Below are 20,545 nucleotides of genomic sequence, written 5' to 3' on the forward strand. Positions count from 1 at the left end.
TGTTACTCATTGCGGAGTTGAAATTGATTGAAAAGAAAGTGGAGCTTGAGAAAATCTTTATGTAATAACAAGACTAAAATCATCATGGCATCGAATGTATTAACCCCTACTGCAAAAACATACCAAAGCCACCATGGCTGGTAAGATTTTAATCCCTCAAAGACCAAAAATACTTCTATTTGAATAACTAGAAAAAGTAGTGAATTACACAACAAGCCTACAAGCAAATAAGTTTTGCATATCTTGCCTTGCTCAGAACGCGTATTCACACAGTTATAAATAAATAATACAGTTAAAATATCAAGTAAAAGGAAGTAAGTATTGGGGTAAAGATAAGAGATTAGCTCTTTCAAATTTACGAAGTAATCAATCACACTACCAATAAAATAAGATAAGAACATGATAGTTGATAACTGTAATGGTTCTTTTAATTTTGCTTTATCTATATTCTTGAATTGCCAGCCAGACATCCTCACAAAATTTAATAAGGTCGTCATTAAGAAGCTCCAAATGACAAAGTTGGCTAGAAAACTAGAAAAGATAGCAGAGGAAAAAAGGGTAACCACAGTAATACATAACCCGAAGTAATAAACTCTATAGAAAAAGGCGCAAAGGAACTATAAAGCCCATTTAACTGCAATTAGACAAGTTAAACTTTATTACTTATCGATACAAGCCTTTCATTACAACGAGTGCATATTATTACAACGACAGTCTGATTGGCTAGACAGCTTGAACGGGAGAAGTAATCTCTTTTTGTATTACCCATTATGGTATATTAAGTTGAAAGTGTTTTTTTCTTCTTAGAGAAATAGATTGAGATTTTGTTTTTCAAAAATTTCATACCTAAAAAGTCTCGATCTAGTATGAGTGCTGCAACCATGATCACATCGATCGTATTAATCGCTAATGTATAGAAATACCAGAACCACCAAGGCTCAGAGTTCCAGAGTACCCGAAGATCAATATGTATAAACAAGCATAATAAAGCGTTTAATGAAAGGCCAAAAATTACATATTTAACAGCAATACAAAGTTTTTGCTTCCAAAGCTTATGGGCAAATAAGATCATACCTATAGTGACTATGTCATATACTATCCATGAGATATACATATACATTCTATCAGCAGATAAATTTATAAAATGATTACTTGTGAAGTATGACGCAGCCATTAGAAAGGAAGCTAAAAGGAGGGATATATTTTTACTAATTCCAGACACAAAAAAGAATAAGTTCAGCAAAAAAGCCAAAACCATACCTATTAGAATTATTGTGTCAAAGTGTAAGCCTAAGCTTATTGAGTTAAGAATATATCCACCACGAGAGTTAGTTGAAGCAATTAATCAGCTTTTTTATCTTTTGGGCGATAATCTTTATCGACAAGACCACCACCTCGAGCACCAGTAATTTGCTCTAAAAACTTTTCAGATTTAATTACCTTACCAGAAAGCGAATTGATTTGGCTAGTGCTTTGAGCCGAACGTTGTTTTGATACTAAAGTTTTAATTACCTTTAACATAATGTTTCCTTATTTACGCTGTGAAACAGAGAGTCATAAAAGTGACGTTTATTTATTGTTAAAAGTTATTTAGCAATGATCGATCCAATATTACACCACATTACACTTAACTTGCTTAAATGCTGGTTTTATGTTCACAAGTAACAAAAAAGCACCAGTTTGATATAAAAATGGTGCTTAATTAATAATTTAAAGCTTTACTCAAATAAACGAGTAGTGGCTTGATTCAAAAAGTATTGGCTTAACATGCCAAGAAATAAACTCTACAAGCCACTTAATCTTTATTACTACTTAGATTTTGCCTGCTGTTTAGCATATTTAATTGCTTGTTCCACTTGTGGCAACGATGTGCCACCAAGCGCTTGCCGTGCGGCAATACAAGCATCTATCTCTAATACAGGATAAACATCTTGTGTAATTACGGAGCAAACAGTTTGAAATTCATCAAGCGATAAATCTTCTAGATTCTGACCTTTATCAATTGCATGCTGAACAAGCTGCCCAACGATATGGTGGCCTTCTCTAAATGGAATGCCTTTAGCAACTAGGTAGTCAGCAAGCTCAGTAGCATTAGCATGGCCGCCTTTCGCTGCCTGTAATGTTGCTTCACCATTTACCTTGATGCCCTTAATGCAGGCTTGTGCCATATGAATACAGGCAAGCCAAGTCGGCATAGCATCAAACAAACCTTCTTTGTCTTCTTGCATATCTTTATTGTACGCAAGCGGTAATGCTTTTAGTGTCATCATCATGGCGCTAAAAGCACCAAAGACACGGCCCGTTTTGCCACGAATTAACTCCAGCGCATCTGGGTTTTTCTTTTGCGGCATTAACGACGAACCCGAAGTCACATTATCTGCCAACTCAATAAAACTAGCTTCACCTGAGTTATAGAATATCAAATCTTCTGCGAAACGCGATAAATGCATCATAGAAATACTTGCGCAACTTAAAAGCTCAACTACAAAATCTCTATCTGACACTGCATCTAAGCTGTTGCGACTGGCATGTCTAAAGCCAAGATTGTGAGCCAAAGCTTCTCTATCAATCGGGTAAGCTGTGCCTGCTAACGCACCACTGCCCAGTGGGCTGACATTTAGTCTATTAATGGCATCGTTTAAACGAGACTCATCACGCTCAAGCATTTCAACGTAAGCCATACACCAATGGCTAAATAATACCGGCTGCGCTCGCTGCAAATGCGTATAACCAGGTAAAATCGTGCCTAGTTCACGTTCAGCAAGGGCGACGAATTCAGCTTTTAACGCTTGAATGGCTTCAACAATTTGTTCGGCTGTACTTCGACTCCAAAGACGAAAGTCAGTCGCAACCTGATCGTTGCGACTGCGGCCCGTGTGTAGTTTTTTCGCCAAATCGCCTACTTTGTCTATCAGCTTAGCTTCAACATACGAATGGATGTCCTCATACCCAGCGCTCGCCACTGCTGATAGATCTTGTTGTACTTCACTTAATAGCTCATTCAAAGCTGCAACCAGCTCAGTATGCTCTTGTGCACTTAACACCTTTACTTGTTGAAGTGCACCGGCCCAAGCGATTGAGCCGATAATGTCTTGCTCCGCCATTTGGTAATCAAACGGCAAAGAATCATTAAATTGTTTAAAAGCCTCATCAGGTCCTGATGAAAAACGGCCGCCCCATAGTGCCATGCTGAAATCTCCGAACTTAACTCTTATTTAGCCTTTGCGTTTAATGCGGCAATTCTGCTCGACAATGAGAACAGGCGAATAAACCCTTCAGCATGCGACTGGTCGTACACATCATCTTCACCAAATGTGGCAAAATCTTCACTATATAAGCTATTTACCGATTGCTTTTGTACGGCAGCCACTTGGCCTTTATACATTTTTAAGATCACTTCACCTGTTGCAACTTCACTTAACGCTTCAGCTCCGGCTAGCACTGAGTCTTTTAACGGCGTGAACCAACGACCGTCATACACTAAATGTGCAAACTCAGAAGAGAGTGCCTCTTTCCATTTACGACTTGCTTTATCTAGCACTAACTCATCGATTGCTTGCAGTGCAGCCATCATGACTGTGCCACCTGGCGTTTCATAACAACCACGAGACTTCATGCCCACCAGACGGTTTTCAAGAATATCAACTCGACCTACACCATGTGGCGCTGCTAGTTTATTTAACTCCATTAAACATTTATATGGGCTATAACGCTCACCGTTAACCGCAACGATTTGACCCTTTTCTACTGATACAGCAACAAACTCTGGTTTATCTGGCGCTTGCTCTGGCGCTGTTGTCCAAGTCCATACTTGGTCGCTTGGCTGGTTCCAAGGATCTTCTAATTCACCACCTTCGTGCGAAATATGCCAAGCATTGGCATCACGACTGTAAATTTTTGTCGCAGAAGCAGCACATGGGATATTACGCTCTGCAAGGTAATCAAGTAATGACTCACGGCTTGATAAATCCCACTCACGCCAAGGCGCGATCACTTTTAGATCTGGAGCTAATGCCGAGAAACAAGATTCAAAACGGACTTGGTCGTTACCTTTACCCGTACACCCGTGAGCTAACGCATCAGCACCTACTTTGCGAGCCACTTCAACCTGTGCTTTAGCAATGATAGGACGTGCCATAGACGTGCCTAGTAAGTAAGTGCCTTCGTAGATTGCGCCTGTTTTCAGTGTTGGGTAAATATAGTCACTCACCATTTCTTCTTTAAGATCTACGATGTGACACTCTGATGCACCCGATGCTAAAGCTTTCTCCTCAACACCTACTAGCTCTTCATCGCCCTGACCTACATCGGCAACAAAGGCGACAACTTCACAGTCATAGTTTTCTTTTAGCCAAGGAACAATTGCTGACGTATCGAGACCACCAGAATATGCCAATACAACCTTTTTGATTTCGCTCATTACTTTACCCTTACACATAATTTGGATTTAACAGTGACACCAGCAGTGCATTTTGGGCATGCATGCGGTTTTCAGCTTGTTGAATAATTTTTGAATTTGCACCGTCCATCACCTCTGAAGTGATCTCGTACTCACGGTGAGCAGGTTGGCAATGTAGAATTGTGCTTGCGCCAGATTGTTCTACCAACTGCCGATTAATTTGATACGGCATATATTTAGCTTTAACTTGCTCAAGTGGTGTCGTGTCACCCATTGACACCCAGGTGTCTGCATACAAGGCATCAGCACCCGTTGCAGCTTCTATGTCATCGCTTACAGTGATTGATGCACCTGACTCTAATGCCAGTTGTTCTGCTTGTTTTAAGACCTGTGCATCTGGTGACGCGCCTTTTGGACTAATCGCCACAAAGTCAGTACCTAGCGTTGCAGCTAATAACATAAGAGAATGAGTGACGTTATTACCTTCACCTAAATATGCCAGTTTGATTTTACTGACGTCACCATAAACTTCTTGCAACGTTAAAAAGTCAGCTAATGCCTGACATGGATGGTAAAGATCACATAAGCTGTTCACCACAGGGACACTCGAAAACTCAGCCAATGTTTGCAATGAACTATGCGCATTAACACGTGCCACGATACCATCAGCCCAAGTGGCAATATTGAGGGCAAAATCTTTCACCGACTCACGACCGCCCATCGCACCGTTTTGTTGATCAAGATAAACTGCATGGCCGCCTAAACGGTTAATACCAATATCGAAAGACACACGAGTACGTAGACTCGGCTTTTCAAACAAAGTAACGATAGATTGACCTGCAAGCGCTTGATTAAACTCTTTTGGCTGCTGCTTGATGGTTTGTGCAAGCGACAAAAGTTTTAGCGCTTGAGCTTTATTTAGTTCTAATCCTGTTAAAAAATGAGATGTCATTGCTATTTCCTAAGGTGTAATTTTTGTACCGACATGGATGCCTTGAACTAAGGCAATAAGATTTTCTGGCTTCTGCCAGCTCGATATGTACACCCCGCGTCGTAAGTGTTGTGCAGCGTGCAGGCTGGTCTTCACTTTGACCTCCATGCCGCCAACAATGACTCCTTCTTCGATAAGAGTTGCAATGTGTTGTTCAGATAGTTGATGTAAAGGCTGCTTATTCGCATCAAGCACCGCCTCTACATCTGTCATATAAATCAGTTCAGCATCTAGTTGCTCGGCAATCGCCGCCGCCGCTTCATCTGCATTAACGTTATAAAGTTGACCATCAACTCCGATACCTATTGAGCTCACCATAGGTGTTCTGCCCAGCTCTAACAGAGTAGGTAGAATACTTGCTTCACCCTGTTGGCACTCGCCCACTTGACCTAATGCTTTGAGTTTTTGCGAAGCAATTAAACCCGCTTCATATAAACAAGTACCCACAGGTTTTAAACCGGCTTTAATGGCTTGACCACTCAGTTGTTTGTTCGCAGTACCTGCCAATGCACCAACTATATAAGGCATCTGTTCCTTTGGGCTGATACGAAGACCTTGGTGCTTAGCCGTTGCAAAGCCCGCCTCTGACAACCACTTATCAACTAGCGCGCCACCGCCATGTACCACAACAAACTGCTTGTCGATTTGTACTTTTGTCAGCTCAGCAATTGCAGAAAATAGTCCCATCGCTGCATCTTCCGTGTTTAACACCGCTCCACCGACTTTAATGACCCATGTTTGCATCTTCATGACACTCCTTTTAAGCCAAGTTCAGCAGGTAACAATGCTGCGATATTCATACACTGAAGCGCTTGACCAGCAGCTCCTTTTAACAGGTTGTCGATGGCAACCACCACGATCAGTTGTTCACCTTGTACTTGCCAACCAATATCAACATACGGTTGTTTAGCCACACCTTTAATTGAAGGCATTTGCTTATTGCCTTTTAAACGAATTAACGGCTCGTCGGCCAATACCTGAAATGCTTCATTAACCTGGTGCTCACTTACACCCGGCTTCAGCTTCACATAAATAGTTTCAAGAATACCGCGAGCAAAATTACCTAAGTGTGGGGTGAATAACACTGAATGACCAAGATACTGTGAAATTTCTGGCGTATGCCTGTGATTGAATAAACCATAAGGTGCGAGAGACACTTCGCAAAACTGGGTACCTATATTGGCTTTACGACCCGCACCCGTGACACCTGATACCGCGTTTACAATAATGGTATCGTCCGCAAGTAAATCGGCTTGTTTAAGTGGTTTTAAACCATTTAACGCAGCCGTTGGATAACAGCCTGCAACAGCAACGAGTTGCGCCTGTGAAATGCCCTTTGCATTCCACTCTGCTAAACCGTATTGAGCTTGAGCAAGCCAGGTTGGTGATTGATGTGTGAAGCCATAAAAGCTGTCGTAGTCTTGAGGATTTTTAAGTCTAAAGCCGCCAGATAAATCAAATACTTTTTTGCCCATAGCTAAAAACTTAGGCGCGAGCTCTACACTGACTTTGTGGTCTGTACACAGGCAAACGAAGTCAGCATTTGCTTCGATATCAATAAAGGCTTGTTCATTAAGAGGTAAAAGAAGCGTGTCGAGCAAAGAGGCATGTTCTGGATACAAGTCACTCAGGAGCTTTCCTTTGTCTAAACTTTGCTCTGACACAAAACATCCAGCAAGGGAGAAGTTGGGATGTTTGGCAATTAAACTGGCTAATTCGGCGCCGCTATAGCCGCTAGCGCCAATAATGGTTACATTCAACATAGTAAAAAAATCTCTAAAAATTTGGTTCCGTTTCGTGCCCTCTGGGCATTCTTTAAAAAGTGTTGAATGTATATCGTCGCATCTTAGCCTCAAATTATATTTATGCTTAAAAAGTGAATTGATATTCATAGTAAACACATATAAATTATTATGCAAACATTTTGAATAAATATTTTGGACTGATATGACCACTCCCGCTTTTATTAATATGTACCAGCAGCTTATCGCTGAGCCCTCTATTAGTGCACTCGATCCGCAGCTCAATATGAGCAATTACTCCACCATAGAATTATTAGCAGCCTGGTGTGAAAATTTAGGTTTTCAGGTTGAGATTACAGAACTTGAAAGCGCACCGGGTAAATTTAACTTACTGGCCAAACGTGGCGAAGGTGAAGGCGGTTTGATGTTAGCTGGGCATACAGACACTGTGCCTTTTGATGACAGTCGCTGGAGTTATGATCCGTTTAAACTTAGTGAAGTCGACAACAAACTATTTGGTCTAGGCTCGATTGATATGAAAGGATTTTTTGCATTTGTGATTGAAGCCATTAAGCAACTTGATGCACAAGATGCGAAACAAGCTAGACCCATTATGATCCTCGCCACCGCAGATGAAGAAACCACCATGGCAGGCGCACAAGAAGTAGCTAGACATCAAAACTTGAAACCTGAATTTTGTGTCATCGGTGAACCGACTGATATGGTGCCTGTATTCACCCATAAAGGGCACATGAGTACCGCCATTCGTGTGACGGGTAAGTCGGGTCATAGTTCTGATCCTGCACGCGGTTTAAATGCCATTGAAGTGATGCATAAGATTATTGCAAAGCTGTTGCAACTAAAAGACACTTTAAAGAATAAATATTCAATTGAGCATTTTGCAATACCCTACCCCACTCTAAATCTAGGGCATATTCATGGAGGAGATAATGCTAATCGTATCTGTGGCTGCTGTGAGTTGCACTTAGACATTCGTCCATTACCCGGGCTGAGTATTCAAGAGCTGCAATTATTATTGCTAGAAGCGGTTAAACCCATTAATGATGAATACCCAGGTAGTGTTGCGGTTATCGACTTGCATGATCCTATTCCAGCCTTTACTGGCACAACCGACAGTGCATTAGTAAAACTGGCTGAAGCGGTTTCAGGAGAACAAGCCATTGCAGTGAACTACTGCACCGAAGCACCATTTTTACAGCAGCTCGGCTGCGAAACCATCGTTATGGGTCCGGGCTCTATCGAGCAAGCTCACCAGCCTGATGAGTTTTTAGCAATGGAGAAAATCAAACCATCGCAAGAGAAGATCACACAGTTAATTCATAAATTATGTTTTTAAAACTAAAAAAGCCACCAAAGGTGGCTTTTTTCATTGTATGCTCAATTACATGATGTCACATGGGATTGTTCTACAGATTTCGATACTCATTGTATAAGTTGTAGGTCTATCACATGCGATTGAGCCTGTATCAGTGATGCATCGTAGAGTATTAACACCACCCGCTACCGCTGGAGTTGCATTTACCGGTAGTGCTTTGTTGTCTTTTGAAAGGTTTTTTACGCTTTTTTTGTTTAGTTTAAGTTTCATTTTATTTTCCTTAAATGAATAGGTTTGGTACCTGTGAATAAATTACTTACTTAACATCAGGACCAATAATGAATAGAGTAATTTTCTAAAACTTGCGTTTATTAAGATAAACAGTCGTTTCTGTAGCTAGGTGGCAATGTCGTAATTGTGATGCAAGGGTTTGTATGGCAAACCTCAGTTTTCACAAACAAAGGCACACCACCTGCGATTTGCGGCGTTGCTTCTAAAACAGCTTGTGAGTTATCTAAGCTTAAGTTTTTTACTTTCTTTTTGTTTAACTTCAATTTCATAGTGACTTTCCTTATTAAGTGTGACCCAAGGTCAAAAAAGAAACTATCAAAAAGGGGACAAGCTAGCAAGATATTAATTGAATATTTCTCAAGTAAACAAAATGACTATTTAACTGTAAGAGAATGTAAAAAAAGAGCGCTTATTTGCGCTCTTTAAAATGAAGGTTAAATTGGTGAGCCGGGCGGCATTTTTAATGCAGCAAAGCCTTCAGGCCACTTTCCTGATTCTAAAAACGCTTTCACTTGACGTGCAAGGTCATGTCTAAATGCAGTGTCTTCACTGACGCTACTAAACAGTGATCTTTGATCAAACTGTTTCGCTACTCGCATTAGTTGAAAGCGTAACTGCGCTTGCACTTCTGGTTCAACTTTATTTGAGCTAGCTAACTGGGCTAGTCGTGCTGCTGTTAAAAATTGCACGCGTTGGGTTAATTTTTGTGCCATACCAGCTGCGCTATTTGCTTCAAAGATCTTGCTGTAAAGTGCATTCATTAGGTCGCTCAAGCCAAAGTTTTTGCTGTCTCGCGCAGCATGCTGCGATAGACGATTTAAGCGCTCAGCATTTAATAGCAGTTTTAAACTATGGTTTGCTGCCACTTCCGGTAACGCCATAGCATCAAGGGCTAGGCCTGTACGGCCATAGACACTTTCACGGGTTTTACGCTCACCATACGCTTTAGGTGGGATCAAAGCTAAGATGCCCTCAGGGATCATCAACTGCTCAGCCTCAAGGGTTTTCAGCATCGCCGATAGTGCTTGTTGCTGCGTCGCTTTATCTACAATTTGCGCACCTTTAACAGCACGCTCGCTACGTACTTCATAATCGTAATCAATACCCGCGATAAGCTTCACAGCCGACTCAGTTTGGTAGCGATGGAATAAAAACAGGGGTACGAGTTTCTCTTCTAACTGAGACAATGCAACACCAGTTTTAATGTTATTAATACCGAACGTATTCAACGCTTGCTGACGAATATCGAGTACACGCAGTAATTCTGCGGCTGGGTTTTCACCGTTATCCCATAAATGCGCGGTTGGATGACCACCACCTTGCGGGCGCGCATCTGGGTCAGAAATAAACTCTAACCCTTTGTTGTGATTTTCAGTGATGATATTAGCCAGCTCAGTTGCTTCGTCTTTACCGCTGAAATCACTGTAACCATATTTCACCGCTTGAATATCCCAATCGCCCATACCTTTAGCATAGCCTTTAGAAATATCTAGCTGACCTTGTGCATCAAAACCAACCAATGGGTGCGGATAATCCATCACAGACGCTCTATTTTTAATAGACGCCGAGAAGTTATGTGCAATACCCAGCGTATGACCAATTTCGTGGGCACTTAGCTGACGAATACGATCAAGGGCCATATTCTGTAAATGTGTGTTTACTTCGTCACCTTTCACGAAAGGTGCCGCTAACGCTTCTGCAATTAGAATATCTTGGCGCACTCGCAATGAGCCTAATGTGACGTGACCTTTGATGATCTCACCCGTACGCGGATCAATAATCGAAGAGCCATACGACCAACCACGTGTTGCTCTGTGCACCCATTGGATCACGTTGTAGCGCACATCCATAGGATCGGCATGCTCTGGTAAAATTTTCACTTGGAAACCATTGCTATAACCTGCCGCTTCAAACGCTTGCTCCCACCAGCGTGCGCCATCTAATAAAGCCGTTCTTACTGGCTCTGGTACACCAGGGTCAAGGTAATACACAATTGGCTCAACCGCTTCGCTTTGCGCAGCCGTTGGGTCTTTTTTCGCTAAACGATGACGAGGAATATAACGCACCAGCATAGACTCGCTCAGCGGAGCCGAGTAATCCTTATGCTCAATACTCCAATATCCAGATTGTGCATGAAATTGGCGAGGCTGATACTCATCATCAGGTAATTTAATGAGTGAGTGATGCTGGTGAACTGTCACTGCATATGGGTCTGCACTGACTTGACGAACATACTCACCTGGCTTGCTGCCTTTAAACGTCAACACGGCTTCAAGTTCCGTGTTATCTACGAATGCTTTTGAGCGAGGCATAAATACCGCACTGCGCGAAGTATCTAAGCTAAAGCTACCTTGTTTACGATTTGCCAACGTGCGACTCACACCATGCACATCTGATAACAAATAAGGCGTGTAATCAATCAAGACGCTGTCATTGTCTTCAGCAACAACTTTAAAGCCTTGCAAAATACTTGAAGCAAACGCCTCATTGATACTTTGCTTTTCAGCGGCGTTGTTCGAGCTCGCACGATAGTAAGTATTTAATGCGCGGAGCATAATTTTGTCGCCAAAGCGCTCGAATTGCGCGATATGCGTTCCGCCTAGTTGGCCCCTGTCTAAGCCGATATCATTCGAGCCTACACCATATGGCAAACTAAATTGCAGCAAGAACGGTTGCTTGAATTTATCGACATCAAGGTAAATTTTGCCGCTCTGAGTGTCGGCATAGAAGGAGTAATGACCCGGAAAATGATTAAACTTTTCAGTAAACTCATCAATAGACTTAATTGCGGCGTGCGCTTGGGTTATCATAGTGCCCAGCAAAGCTGAGAATATGACAGGTAAAAATCCAATTTTTCGCATAATCTTATCTTTGTTATTAGAGGTTTTAAGTGGTTGTCATTGTTACAGTATAATTTATCCAATCTGTTTAACAGCTATTTAAGACAAAATTCAGCGCGGCACGCAGCCCCCTCTCACACTATACTTGGCTGCGACCATAACGTTATCAGGACTATTTACTATGCGTAGACTTCCTCCGGTGTTAATTGAAGACGGTTGTTCTAGAGAGTTAGTTTCATTGATCCGCACTATCCTTGCGGCTTGTAAAGAAATTTCATTCCGTGTTGGCCAAGGCGCACTTTCTGGCGTATTAGGTTCAACATTAGACGAGAACATTCAAGGTGAAACTCAAAAGAAGCTTGATGTACTGTCTAACCAGCTTTTAAAAGACATCTTATTAGAGTCTGGCTATGTAAAAGCGATTGCATCTGAAGAAGAAGACTACACGGTGGCAGGCAACCCTGACGCTGATTTTATCGTCGCGTTTGACCCACTTGATGGCTCTTCAAACACTGATATCAACTCACTGGTTGGTACAATTTTCTCAATCATGGAAGCGCCTAAAGATTCAGATCCTGCAGATCCTGCTATCTTCATGCAACCAGGTCACAAGCAAGTTGCAGCAGGTTATGTACTATATGGCCCATCAACAACGCTTGCGCTTTCTACTGGTAAAGGCACACGTATTTTCACCCTTGATAAAACGCACGGCAGCTTCTTATTAACTGAAGACTTTGCGAAAATTCCAGAAGATACCAAAGAATTCGCAATTAACGCCTCTAACCAGCGTCACTGGCAGCCGGCAATGAAAAACTACATTCAAGATTTGTTAGCTGGCGATACTGGCCCTCGCGGTAAAAACTTTAACATGCGCTGGATTGCAGCCATGGTAGGTGACGTACATCGTGTATTATGTCGTGGTGGCCTATTCACTTACCCTGCAGACACCAAAAACCCAGAAAAGCCATATAAGCTACGTTTAATGTACGAAGCAAACCCAATGGCAATGCTAGTAGAGCAAGCGGGCGGTTTAGCGCACACAGGTGAAGAGCGTATTATGGATATTCAACCAAATGACATCCACCAGCGCGTTGCAGTAATTCTTGGTTCTAAGAACGAAGTTGAAGCGTGTTTGGCTTATCACAAATAAACTTACTTCAAGTTTAACGTATTAAAAAAGCAGCTTAGGCTGCTTTTTACTTTTTAAGTCGCTTTTAGCTTTTAGCTTTTAGCTTCCAACAAATTGCTTAATTGCTGAATCTTTTCCATTGTAATCTCTCCCATCTGTTCGGGGTTACTCAAGGCATACAACACGCCTTCCACTTGTTGTGTATCTATGTCTTCTCGCATATCGAGTAACTGTGCCCACATTTCTAATTCATCCATATCTAATTGCTTACTAAGCACTTTATCTAATACAGTGAGCACATCTTGATTGCTAACACAATAAACCACCTCTGATTGCAAGGCAGAGAGTAATACTGAAAACGCCTCTGAACGCTTTTCACTAAAGTGCACGATGGCTTTAACCGCCTCTAGGTGAGTCATGCTATTATTCACGTAAATTTCTCTTATTCGAATGTCTTCATGAACTGCGAGCAATGCCAGCAAAGTCTAAAATGTAGTGCCGACACTGATTGCTGGTGTATGACACTGCCAAATATTCTACCTATTTCTGAGTCATCTGGCTGCGTATGTCGCGCTTGTTTAATAAAAAATATTAGAACTTATATCGAAGATATAAAAAGCAAGCCTATTAAGGAGCAGCTTGCGCTCGCAAGACCTTATCAAAACGATGCTAATTTTATTGAAGGCATTGATTACGATATGGAAAATGGCTTACTCGTGATGAGTCGTTGGGCACACTTAAAACGGGGTAAGTGCTGTGGCAACGGCTGCCGCCATTGCCCTTATAAATGACCTCAGGTGAAGTAGTAAACTATACTTCGCCTGTTTCTATGGGTAGGTTATTTTCAGTATTACCCCACTCTGACCATGAACCATCGTATACAGCTAAATCTTGATAACCACATTCATCAGCTATCATGGCCAAAATACAGGCTGTTATGCCAGAGCCGCAGCTAAACTGCAGAGACGTGTCTTCAGCCCCCAAAGCTTTCAATCTTGCATGTAATTCGGAAATTGGTTTTAAGCATTTGCTTTCATCAAGTACACTCTCATAGTGCATACTCTTACTGTTTGGAATATGCCCTGAGATCATTCCGGCTCTTGGCTCTGGCTCGTCGCCTGTAAAACGTTTATAACTGCGCGCATCAAGCAATAAGGTGTTAGGATCGTCTATGGCATTGAGAACCGCTTGCTTATCAATGAAGTAACCCGCTCTTGGGTGAGCAACAAAATCACCTATCGCTCTAGCTTGGCTGTACTCAACCTGAGTAGGTAAACCTAGTTCAAGCCAACGCACTAAGCCCCCATCTAATACGTATACCTCGTCAAAGCCCATGCTTTTGAACATCCACCAAGCACGTGCTGCACTAAATAAGCCTTTATCGTCATAAACAATCACAGTATCAGCGTTATGCACGCCCAATTGACGCATTTCAGCCTGAAACTGCTGCGCACCACACATAGTGCTTGAAAGCTTAGTATCAGGTTCACATAGCGCACCTTTGATATCAAACCGTTTAGCACCTTGAATAATCGCTGGAGGGCAATATGCCCTTTTCACGCCTGCACTCACTATGCCTGCATCGAAGATATGAACTCTCTCTAGGTTTTTACTTAACCACTCACACGACTTGATATTTTTCACCAGCTCTCCCTCTTTAAAGGTCTGTTTCTTTGACGACTTCTATAATTTCTGTTGTAGAGATTGATGGTGTTCTTGGCAAATAATGTACCTTACATAGCGTATTGAAGTGATCAAACTTTCCTTGCCAATCATCGCCCATTACTAGGATATCAGCATTGTGCTGTTTAATGTATTCACCTTTTAACTCTAACGACTCTTCAATAAAAACTTCATCTACACATTTTAGTGCTGAGATAATTTTTACCCTTTCAGCTTGTGAGTAAACAGGTAATCGACCTTTCTTTGATTGATTTAGCGCATCAGATGAAACACCTACTATCAAAGTGTCTCCCATCGCTTTTGCTCTTTCTAAAATTCTTACATGGCCGACATGAAAAATGTCAAATGTGCCGAAAGTGATCACTCTACTCATAAAGCTTCTTCTAAATAATTAACAATGCGTGTACTGGCTTGTCCATCTAACGCACCTGTTAGGTGAACAATTCTCTCTAATCGCTCTTTTACTTTGTCAACTGATTCGTGTTCAGTTTCAGCCAAACACGCTTTAATGTCGCTGTAACTCTTTGCGTGGTAGCACATCTCTTCAAAGTACTTAATATCTTCATCCATGCGCTTTTTGAAACGAAATGCAAGCGGACCACGATAAGACCACCTCAATTTATAAAAGTCACACCAAATAACGGGCTTGCCTAATGCTAAGAACTCAAACACAGCGGAAGAAGCATCAGACAACATGATGTCACTGATTGCCAAAAACGGCACTAAATTAAACTGCTCAGGTTTTGCTAAGTACACATTGTCATATTCGGCAAATGCATTTAACAGCTTTCTTTGCTTCCCATATTTTGCTTTTAGTAAGCTAAACTGGTGCGGTTTAATAATGATGTTGTAATTGCTAAATTCTTTTGGAAACGACTTAACAAAACGTTCAATTGAACTTGGGTAATAGGTCGGCGCATATAAAATGGTTTTCTTATTTGGATCTAGCCCGATTTCTTGTAGGGAAAACGCTTGCCCATTGCCTGATAAGATTGGGTCTAATTTAGCATAGCCAGTGTCAATAAAAGTTGAATTCGGATAAAGAGATTGCAGTTTCTTAAGGCGATGCTCCCCCTCAACAAAGCGAACTGTCATTCCCGAGTCTGAAACATCGTAATAGCACTGCTTAGGCCCGATACCATGTTGCATTAATATCGTTTTACTCACTTTATTCAGTTCTTTGGCATACTCAAATGCATTCCCAAATACCACCCAGTCAAACTTACTTTCTAAATAATATTCATAAGCTTGTAACATCGAACTGTTATAATTTAATTGAACATTCAATTGCTTAGCAACATTTTCTAACGCCGCCTTTTCATAATTCTGAAAAGTATCATAAGCACTAAGAAAGACCTGATGATTTGATGTATTAAGAGATTGAATTACAGGGATATATTGAGGAAGGTAATATAAATGCTGAATATCAAAACATATCTTCATGATTTTCTACTAATTAGAGAAACGTAATTGCAATTTGATATTCCTTTATGCAGTCAGATCCTAATATAAAAAAGCAAAAAGTTTTAATTATTTTTCTTAAAACTGCTATTAAATAGATTCTACGTTGTTAAACTCTTTTACACAAAGAACAAAACCTATTTTTTATGCAGCCTCCTATTTTTATCATCAACATGGCTAGTAGCATCGAAAGGTGGCATACCACATCTTCTCGATTGCAAGCCATTGGCCTAGAAGGCACACGCTTTGAGGCCACTATTGGGAAAGCACTCTCAGAGCAAGAAGTCGCCTCTTGGTACAGTGCAGAGCTAAACTTAAAACGCCATCATAGAAATATGACACCAGGTGAAATTGGCTGCTACATTAGTCATATGCGTATTTGGGAAAAAATGCGCGATGAGCAAATCCCTTTTTGCATCGTGCTAGAAGACGATCTTAAAATCGAACCACATCTCGTCGATGTTATTGAACAAATCGGTAAACTAAGAAATTGGGATTTAGTGAAACTGTCTGATAATTGTGCAAACCCATTTATTGATGAAGTAAAACTTAGTGATACATTAACACTAGGTAACTATTTAAAAGTACCTAACTGCACTCATGGTTACGCTATTAGTCTTGATGGTGCGAACAAACTACTGAAAAGAAGACCCTTTTTTAGAGCGGTTGATGTAGACATTCAATTTCATAGCGAAGTGGCTTTAAACATTACCGGCGTTAAGCCCTATCCTATTGATGAAGATTTATCATTTGTTAGTGATATTGCAACCAGCAATAATGGCCGACATTCAAATAGAAGTACTTTTTGGCGAAACTTCCGCCATCGCAAAGACATGTATTTTCAGCGCAAGAAAATTTCAGCCGACCTGTCTAAAATCACCCAAAAATAAAAAACGAGCCCTCGGCTCGTTTTTTATTTTAATCATCACTCAACAAATTTAACCTGCCTGATGATAATCACCTAACCAGTTCAAAAACTCAGTCGATGGGAGCGGCTTACTTAAATAATACCCTTGCGCATAATCACACTGCATTTGATCGAGTAGGTTTAGAGACGCTAAGTTTTCAACCCCCTCTGCAACCACAGAAAAGCCTAACTGATGACCAAGCGTAATTGTTGACTGTACGATATGTTGATCTTGCTGCGATTCATCAAGTTTTAGAATAAACACTTTATCTAATTTTAACTCATCAATAGGCAGCATTTTAAGACGTCCGAGAGACGTTTGCCCTACACCATAGTCGTCTAGGGAGATCATCACACCTAAGGCTTTCAAAGCCTTGAGCGCGGCGATACCTTTCTCTTCATTTTCTATCATGTCACGCTCTGTGAGCTCAATTGTAATGAGTGCAGGAGGCACTTTAAATAACGCTAATTGAGACTCTAAATGAGGGAAAAAATCATCATGGGCAATATCCTGTGCTGATACATTGATCGCCGCTTTCATGGTAATACCTTGTTGCTGCCACTCAGCGACTTGCTTAACAACAGTAGATACAACCCATTGGGTTAACTCGACTATCAGACCTGATTGCTCAGCGAGGTCAATGAAAAGCTCTGGAGAAACCCATTGCCCGTCAGGTTTATGCCAGCGGATCAGTGCTTCAACTTTATCAATTTGTTGTGTTTTTAAGTTTAACTTAGGTTGATAGGCCATAAATAGTTGCCCATCATCATTCGTAAGTGCCTGCTTTAATTCATCAATCAATTTGAGTCGGGCCAAGTGTTCTTCGTCTTCACCATCTTGATAATAATAAATCTCATGACTATCTTGCGCTGCCGTATCGACTGCTATCAAGGTTCTACGCACCAAGTCTTCTGGGTTATCAGCTTGCTCGGGATAAATCACCACCCCCATACTAAAGCGCAATGAGATATCTAAATTACGGATCATATAACTTTTTACCAGCGCTTGATTAAGCTTAGCGACACAAGCTTCAACAGTACTACCCACTGTAGGCTCCATAACCACTAAAAACTCGTCGCCACCAATTCGTGCATGTAAACCATTAGAATCTTTGGTGACTTCTTCAATTCGCTTGGCAACTGCGCGAATACAATCATCACCCACTCTAGGACCAAGCTTGTCATTGATGTGGCGCAGGCCTCGTATATCAATCGCAATTAAATATAAGGTAGGATTGCTTGTTAATTTCTTTGCAAGACGCTCTAGAGCCGCAGAGCGATTATAAAAGCCCGTTAAATGGTCGTGCTGTGCTTGAAAGCGAATTTGCTTCTCACGGGCTTGAATGTCTTCACCCATTTCTTGGAAAGCATCTACTAGCTCACAGATCTCCTTACTTGGACTGTGATCCGTTAAACCTGCACTATAATCCCCTTTTGAGAAGCGCTTTGCCATCTCAGTCAAATGCTGAAGTGGAGTCGTCAAGTTATTTGCTAAGAAGCCACTGGTTAAGAAACCGAGCACTATAGTGCCGCACGACAATAAAATGATGCTTAATACTAGCTGATCAAATTCATCATATTGCTCTGTTAGGTTTGCACTGAGGATAACGCTAATTGGGTTGTTCGATAAAGCAGGTAAAGGCACTTCTGCACTTATAAAAACAGGGTAATCAGAAAGCCAACGTGTTGTTGTCTGCCCATGAATGAAGGCTAGTAGATCGCTCTGTTCATTTGGTAGCTCTATTGAACTGGCTTTTAGACCCGTAGCGTGAGAAATAAAACTCATCTCAACACCCGTTAATTCTTTAAGCTCTGTTGCTATCGCCTCATCGACAGCAAAACCAACCACACTCAATGCAATGGTGCGTGGTGCTTTTACTGGCAGAATGATTGCTTGATAAAGTTGGTTATCAATCACTATAAAGGTCGACTCTTTACCATTACCTAGTAATTGTTTCATGAGTTGTTGGCTGTTTTTAGGTAATACCAAGCCCTCTTTGTTAGACGCAATGACATTGCCTTTTAGATCCATCAACAGCATGATATCGGCGTCTATTCGGTTACTATGATTAAACAACGCGCTTTGAATAGTGTCTTGATCTCGACTCGCCACAGCTTGCTTGAAGCCGAAGTCCGCAGTCAGTACCGTAGATGCGGTTACCAATAAACGTTCTTTGGCTTTTAGGTATTGTTGATAAACATTTTGCGCAACTTTAATACCCTGTTGTACTTGTTTGTCATTATATTGATTGGTCGACCACCAAAAGCTCGCTAAGCTTGTGATTGCCGTAAGCAATACAAGCCCGACACACAGTAAAATAATTCGTTGTTTTAAAGTGGTGCTCATGATGTTCCTTTTGCACGGTGCTTACTAAACATTAGCCACAACAATTTGCGCAGTGAAAATTAGAATTCAGAGTTGGTTATGAATATAGACCAATATTGCCTTAAATTCATTGACCGAGATCTTAGTAAAGATAAAGGGATAACCTTGTTAATTGCAAGGATTTTGAGAATAAAGCCTGATAATACAAGTTTTTAGTATTATCAGACTGAAGATTTTATAGCTTTAGGTCTTAGCCTCTAAGGGGCTTCAACTCACTTTTTAATCGATAAGGCCATATTCACTATCAAGGATAGCAATCACTTCTGCACGAGGATCAGCAGGAATTGTTAATTCTCTACCTACAATCTTACTCGCGATACCTACATAGGTATCTGATACTGACATCATCACATCAACTGGTAGCTTGTAATCTTGCGCCAGTTGCTCACGCTCAGGCATTCTGTCTTTATTAAGCAATACATCACTGTCTGGCACGTTGTTGATTAGTAACTGACGGAAACCTTCTTTCGAGTTTTCAATTACCTTACCATCACGGAATGCTGGACCATCCCAAATACGAGATGAATCAGGCGTACCAACTTCATCAATGTAGATAAGCTGCTCAGTGCCATCAGTTTGCTCTACGTAGCCAAACTCAAACTTGGTATCAACAAAGATCTGATCAAGCTCAGCAAGTTCTTTGCTGATCAATGCAAAACCTTCAGTTAATAGCTTTTCGTACTGAGCCACATCAGCTTCTGATTTGAAGTTAAATGCAGCTAGATTATCTGTGATGTTTTTACGAGTGATGTTTACATCATCCACTGGTGGTACTTCTGGTACGTCAGTGATAATACCTTTGGTAGACGGTGTAATAAGAACTTCGTCTAACTTTTGGTTGGCTTCAAGCCCTTCAGGTAGCTCAATACCACAGAAGTTGCGCACGCCTTTACTGTAATCACGCCACATGCTGCCTGTAATGTACTGACGCGCAATCGCTTCAACACGTACCGTGCTTGCTTTACGTACGATCCACACATAAGGGTGTGGAATGTCTACAATGTGGTTGCCCGCAAGACCTGCTTGATCGAATAACTTAAACCAGTGTGATGCCACGCTGTTTAGTGCAATACCCTTACCTGGTACACCATTTAAGCCATTTTCGCCTTGCCAAATGCAGTCAAACGCAGAAATACGATCAGAAATTACCATGATCGCCAGCTCAGTACCTTGAGGTACATCGTAGCCTTTTTCTTCGATTAAACGCGCACTGTCTTCGTCGGTTAACCAATAAACTGAACGAACTTTACCACTGTGAACGGCACCTTTTGTGCGGATCGGTAGATCATCATTCACTTCTAAAACTTTGTAGCTACTCATTATTACTCCAAGGCCGGATGCACCTTGCTAAGGGGTGCAAAAAATATGAGGGGGTTAGAA

Annotated in this window: 20 protein-coding genes and 1 pseudogene; 4 read left to right on the forward strand and 17 right to left on the reverse strand. The window is 41.3% G+C overall.

Translation table 11 applies throughout. From position 1 onward, the window contains the following. Positions 1–2: 2 nt before the first annotated feature. From ACXAC4_RS14995 to argC, 8 genes and pseudogenes are all read right to left on the reverse strand, one after another. On the reverse strand, positions 3–497 hold the full coding sequence (locus tag ACXAC4_RS14995; RefSeq protein WP_475162991.1) for a hypothetical protein: 495 nt from the start codon (positions 495–497) through the stop codon (positions 3–5). A 281-nt stretch (positions 498–778) separates the two neighbouring features. Then, entirely contained in the window at positions 779–1,114 is a 336-nt protein-coding gene (locus tag ACXAC4_RS15000) for a hypothetical protein (protein WP_475162996.1), read from the reverse strand. A 227-nt stretch (positions 1,115–1,341) separates the two neighbouring features. Further along, positions 1,342–1,521, reverse strand: coding sequence for a hypothetical protein (locus tag ACXAC4_RS15005; protein WP_349285051.1), 180 nt, complete (start codon positions 1,519–1,521; stop codon positions 1,342–1,344). Between the two features lie 302 nt (positions 1,522–1,823). After that, positions 1,824–3,188 (reverse strand): annotated as a pseudogene (gene argH / locus ACXAC4_RS15010) (argininosuccinate lyase); the annotation flags it as partial. Positions 3,189–3,211: 23 nt separating this feature from the next. Continuing rightward, positions 3,212–4,420, reverse strand: coding sequence for an argininosuccinate synthase (locus ACXAC4_RS15015; RefSeq protein WP_475162999.1), 1,209 nt, complete (start codon positions 4,418–4,420; stop codon positions 3,212–3,214). Positions 4,421–4,430: 10 nt separating this feature from the next. Next, entirely contained in the window at positions 4,431–5,351 is a 921-nt protein-coding gene (locus ACXAC4_RS15020) for an ornithine carbamoyltransferase (protein WP_475163000.1), read from the reverse strand. A 9-nt stretch (positions 5,352–5,360) separates the two neighbouring features. Continuing rightward, on the reverse strand, positions 5,361–6,140 hold the full coding sequence (argB, locus tag ACXAC4_RS15025; RefSeq protein ID WP_138478388.1) for an acetylglutamate kinase: 780 nt from the start codon (positions 6,138–6,140) through the stop codon (positions 5,361–5,363). Further along, positions 6,137–7,150: an N-acetyl-gamma-glutamyl-phosphate reductase gene (argC, locus tag ACXAC4_RS15030; protein ID WP_475164162.1), complete on the reverse strand. Its 1,014-nt coding sequence runs from the start codon at positions 7,148–7,150 to the stop codon at positions 6,137–6,139. Before argC ends, argB begins: the two co-directional genes overlap by 4 nt. Positions 7,151–7,337: 187 nt before the next feature. Here argC and argE point away from each other — a divergent pair, with 187 nt between their 5' ends. Then, complete coding sequence (gene argE / locus ACXAC4_RS15035) at positions 7,338–8,489, forward strand: acetylornithine deacetylase (protein ID WP_475163001.1); 1,152 nt, start codon at positions 7,338–7,340, stop codon at positions 8,487–8,489. A 45-nt stretch (positions 8,490–8,534) separates the two neighbouring features. On the opposite strand, the gene ACXAC4_RS15040 is transcribed toward argE, so the two are convergent. From ACXAC4_RS15040 to ACXAC4_RS15050, 3 genes are all read right to left on the reverse strand, one after another. Next, positions 8,535–8,738 carry a hypothetical protein gene (locus ACXAC4_RS15040; protein ID WP_475163004.1) on the reverse strand — a complete coding sequence of 68 codons (204 nt, stop codon included), beginning with the start codon at positions 8,736–8,738 and terminating at the stop codon, positions 8,535–8,537. A gap of 101 nt (positions 8,739–8,839) precedes the next feature. Further along, entirely contained in the window at positions 8,840–9,028 is a 189-nt protein-coding gene (locus ACXAC4_RS15045) for a hypothetical protein (protein ID WP_475163006.1), read from the reverse strand. A 165-nt stretch (positions 9,029–9,193) separates the two neighbouring features. Beyond that, positions 9,194–11,620, reverse strand: a complete 2,427-nt coding sequence (locus ACXAC4_RS15050) for a zinc-dependent metalloprotease (RefSeq protein WP_475163007.1) — start codon at positions 11,618–11,620, stop codon at positions 9,194–9,196. Positions 11,621–11,780: 160 nt separating this feature from the next. Between ACXAC4_RS15050 and ACXAC4_RS15055 the strand changes: the two genes are divergently transcribed. Continuing rightward, positions 11,781–12,749 carry a class 1 fructose-bisphosphatase gene (locus ACXAC4_RS15055; protein WP_138560505.1) on the forward strand — a complete coding sequence of 323 codons (969 nt, stop codon included), beginning with the start codon at positions 11,781–11,783 and terminating at the stop codon, positions 12,747–12,749. A gap of 71 nt (positions 12,750–12,820) precedes the next feature. Here the strand turns inward: ACXAC4_RS15055 and ACXAC4_RS15060 are convergent, their stop codons facing one another. Continuing rightward, positions 12,821–13,159 carry a hypothetical protein gene (locus ACXAC4_RS15060; protein WP_475163010.1) on the reverse strand — a complete coding sequence of 113 codons (339 nt, stop codon included), beginning with the start codon at positions 13,157–13,159 and terminating at the stop codon, positions 12,821–12,823. A 27-nt stretch (positions 13,160–13,186) separates the two neighbouring features. Here ACXAC4_RS15060 and ACXAC4_RS15065 point away from each other — a divergent pair, with 27 nt between their 5' ends. Next, positions 13,187–13,519 (forward strand): DUF5522 domain-containing protein, encoded by a 333-nt coding sequence (locus tag ACXAC4_RS15065; protein WP_475163012.1) that lies wholly within the window; start codon positions 13,187–13,189, stop codon positions 13,517–13,519. Positions 13,520–13,538: 19 nt separating this feature from the next. On the opposite strand, the gene ACXAC4_RS15070 is transcribed toward ACXAC4_RS15065, so the two are convergent. The 3 genes from ACXAC4_RS15070 to ACXAC4_RS15080 are packed head-to-tail and all read right to left on the reverse strand — an operon-like array spanning position 13,539 to position 15,854. Further along, the gene (locus tag ACXAC4_RS15070) at positions 13,539–14,372 is read right to left on the reverse strand and encodes a sulfurtransferase (protein ID WP_475163016.1); all 834 of its coding nucleotides are present in this window, start codon (positions 14,370–14,372) and stop codon (positions 13,539–13,541) included. Between the two features lie 13 nt (positions 14,373–14,385). Beyond that, positions 14,386–14,784, reverse strand: coding sequence for an FAD synthase family protein (locus ACXAC4_RS15075; protein ID WP_475163019.1), 399 nt, complete (start codon positions 14,782–14,784; stop codon positions 14,386–14,388). Continuing rightward, entirely contained in the window at positions 14,781–15,854 is a 1,074-nt protein-coding gene (locus tag ACXAC4_RS15080) for a CDP-glycerol glycerophosphotransferase family protein (RefSeq protein ID WP_475163022.1), read from the reverse strand. The genes ACXAC4_RS15075 and ACXAC4_RS15080 overlap by 4 nt, the downstream gene beginning before the upstream one ends. A gap of 164 nt (positions 15,855–16,018) precedes the next feature. Here ACXAC4_RS15080 and ACXAC4_RS15085 point away from each other — a divergent pair, with 164 nt between their 5' ends. Then, positions 16,019–16,762, forward strand: a complete 744-nt coding sequence (locus ACXAC4_RS15085; RefSeq protein ID WP_475163024.1) for a glycosyltransferase family 25 protein — start codon at positions 16,019–16,021, stop codon at positions 16,760–16,762. Between the two features lie 48 nt (positions 16,763–16,810). On the opposite strand, the gene ACXAC4_RS15090 is transcribed toward ACXAC4_RS15085, so the two are convergent. Further along, positions 16,811–19,126 carry a bifunctional diguanylate cyclase/phosphodiesterase gene (locus tag ACXAC4_RS15090; RefSeq protein WP_475163027.1) on the reverse strand — a complete coding sequence of 772 codons (2,316 nt, stop codon included), beginning with the start codon at positions 19,124–19,126 and terminating at the stop codon, positions 16,811–16,813. Positions 19,127–19,384: 258 nt separating this feature from the next. Next, positions 19,385–20,485 carry a phosphoribosylaminoimidazolesuccinocarboxamide synthase gene (locus ACXAC4_RS15095; protein WP_475163032.1) on the reverse strand — a complete coding sequence of 367 codons (1,101 nt, stop codon included), beginning with the start codon at positions 20,483–20,485 and terminating at the stop codon, positions 19,385–19,387. Between the last annotated feature and the right edge of the window lie 60 nt (positions 20,486–20,545).

The sequence above is a fragment of the Pseudoalteromonas sp. AWM4_233 genome, assembly GCF_056158285.1.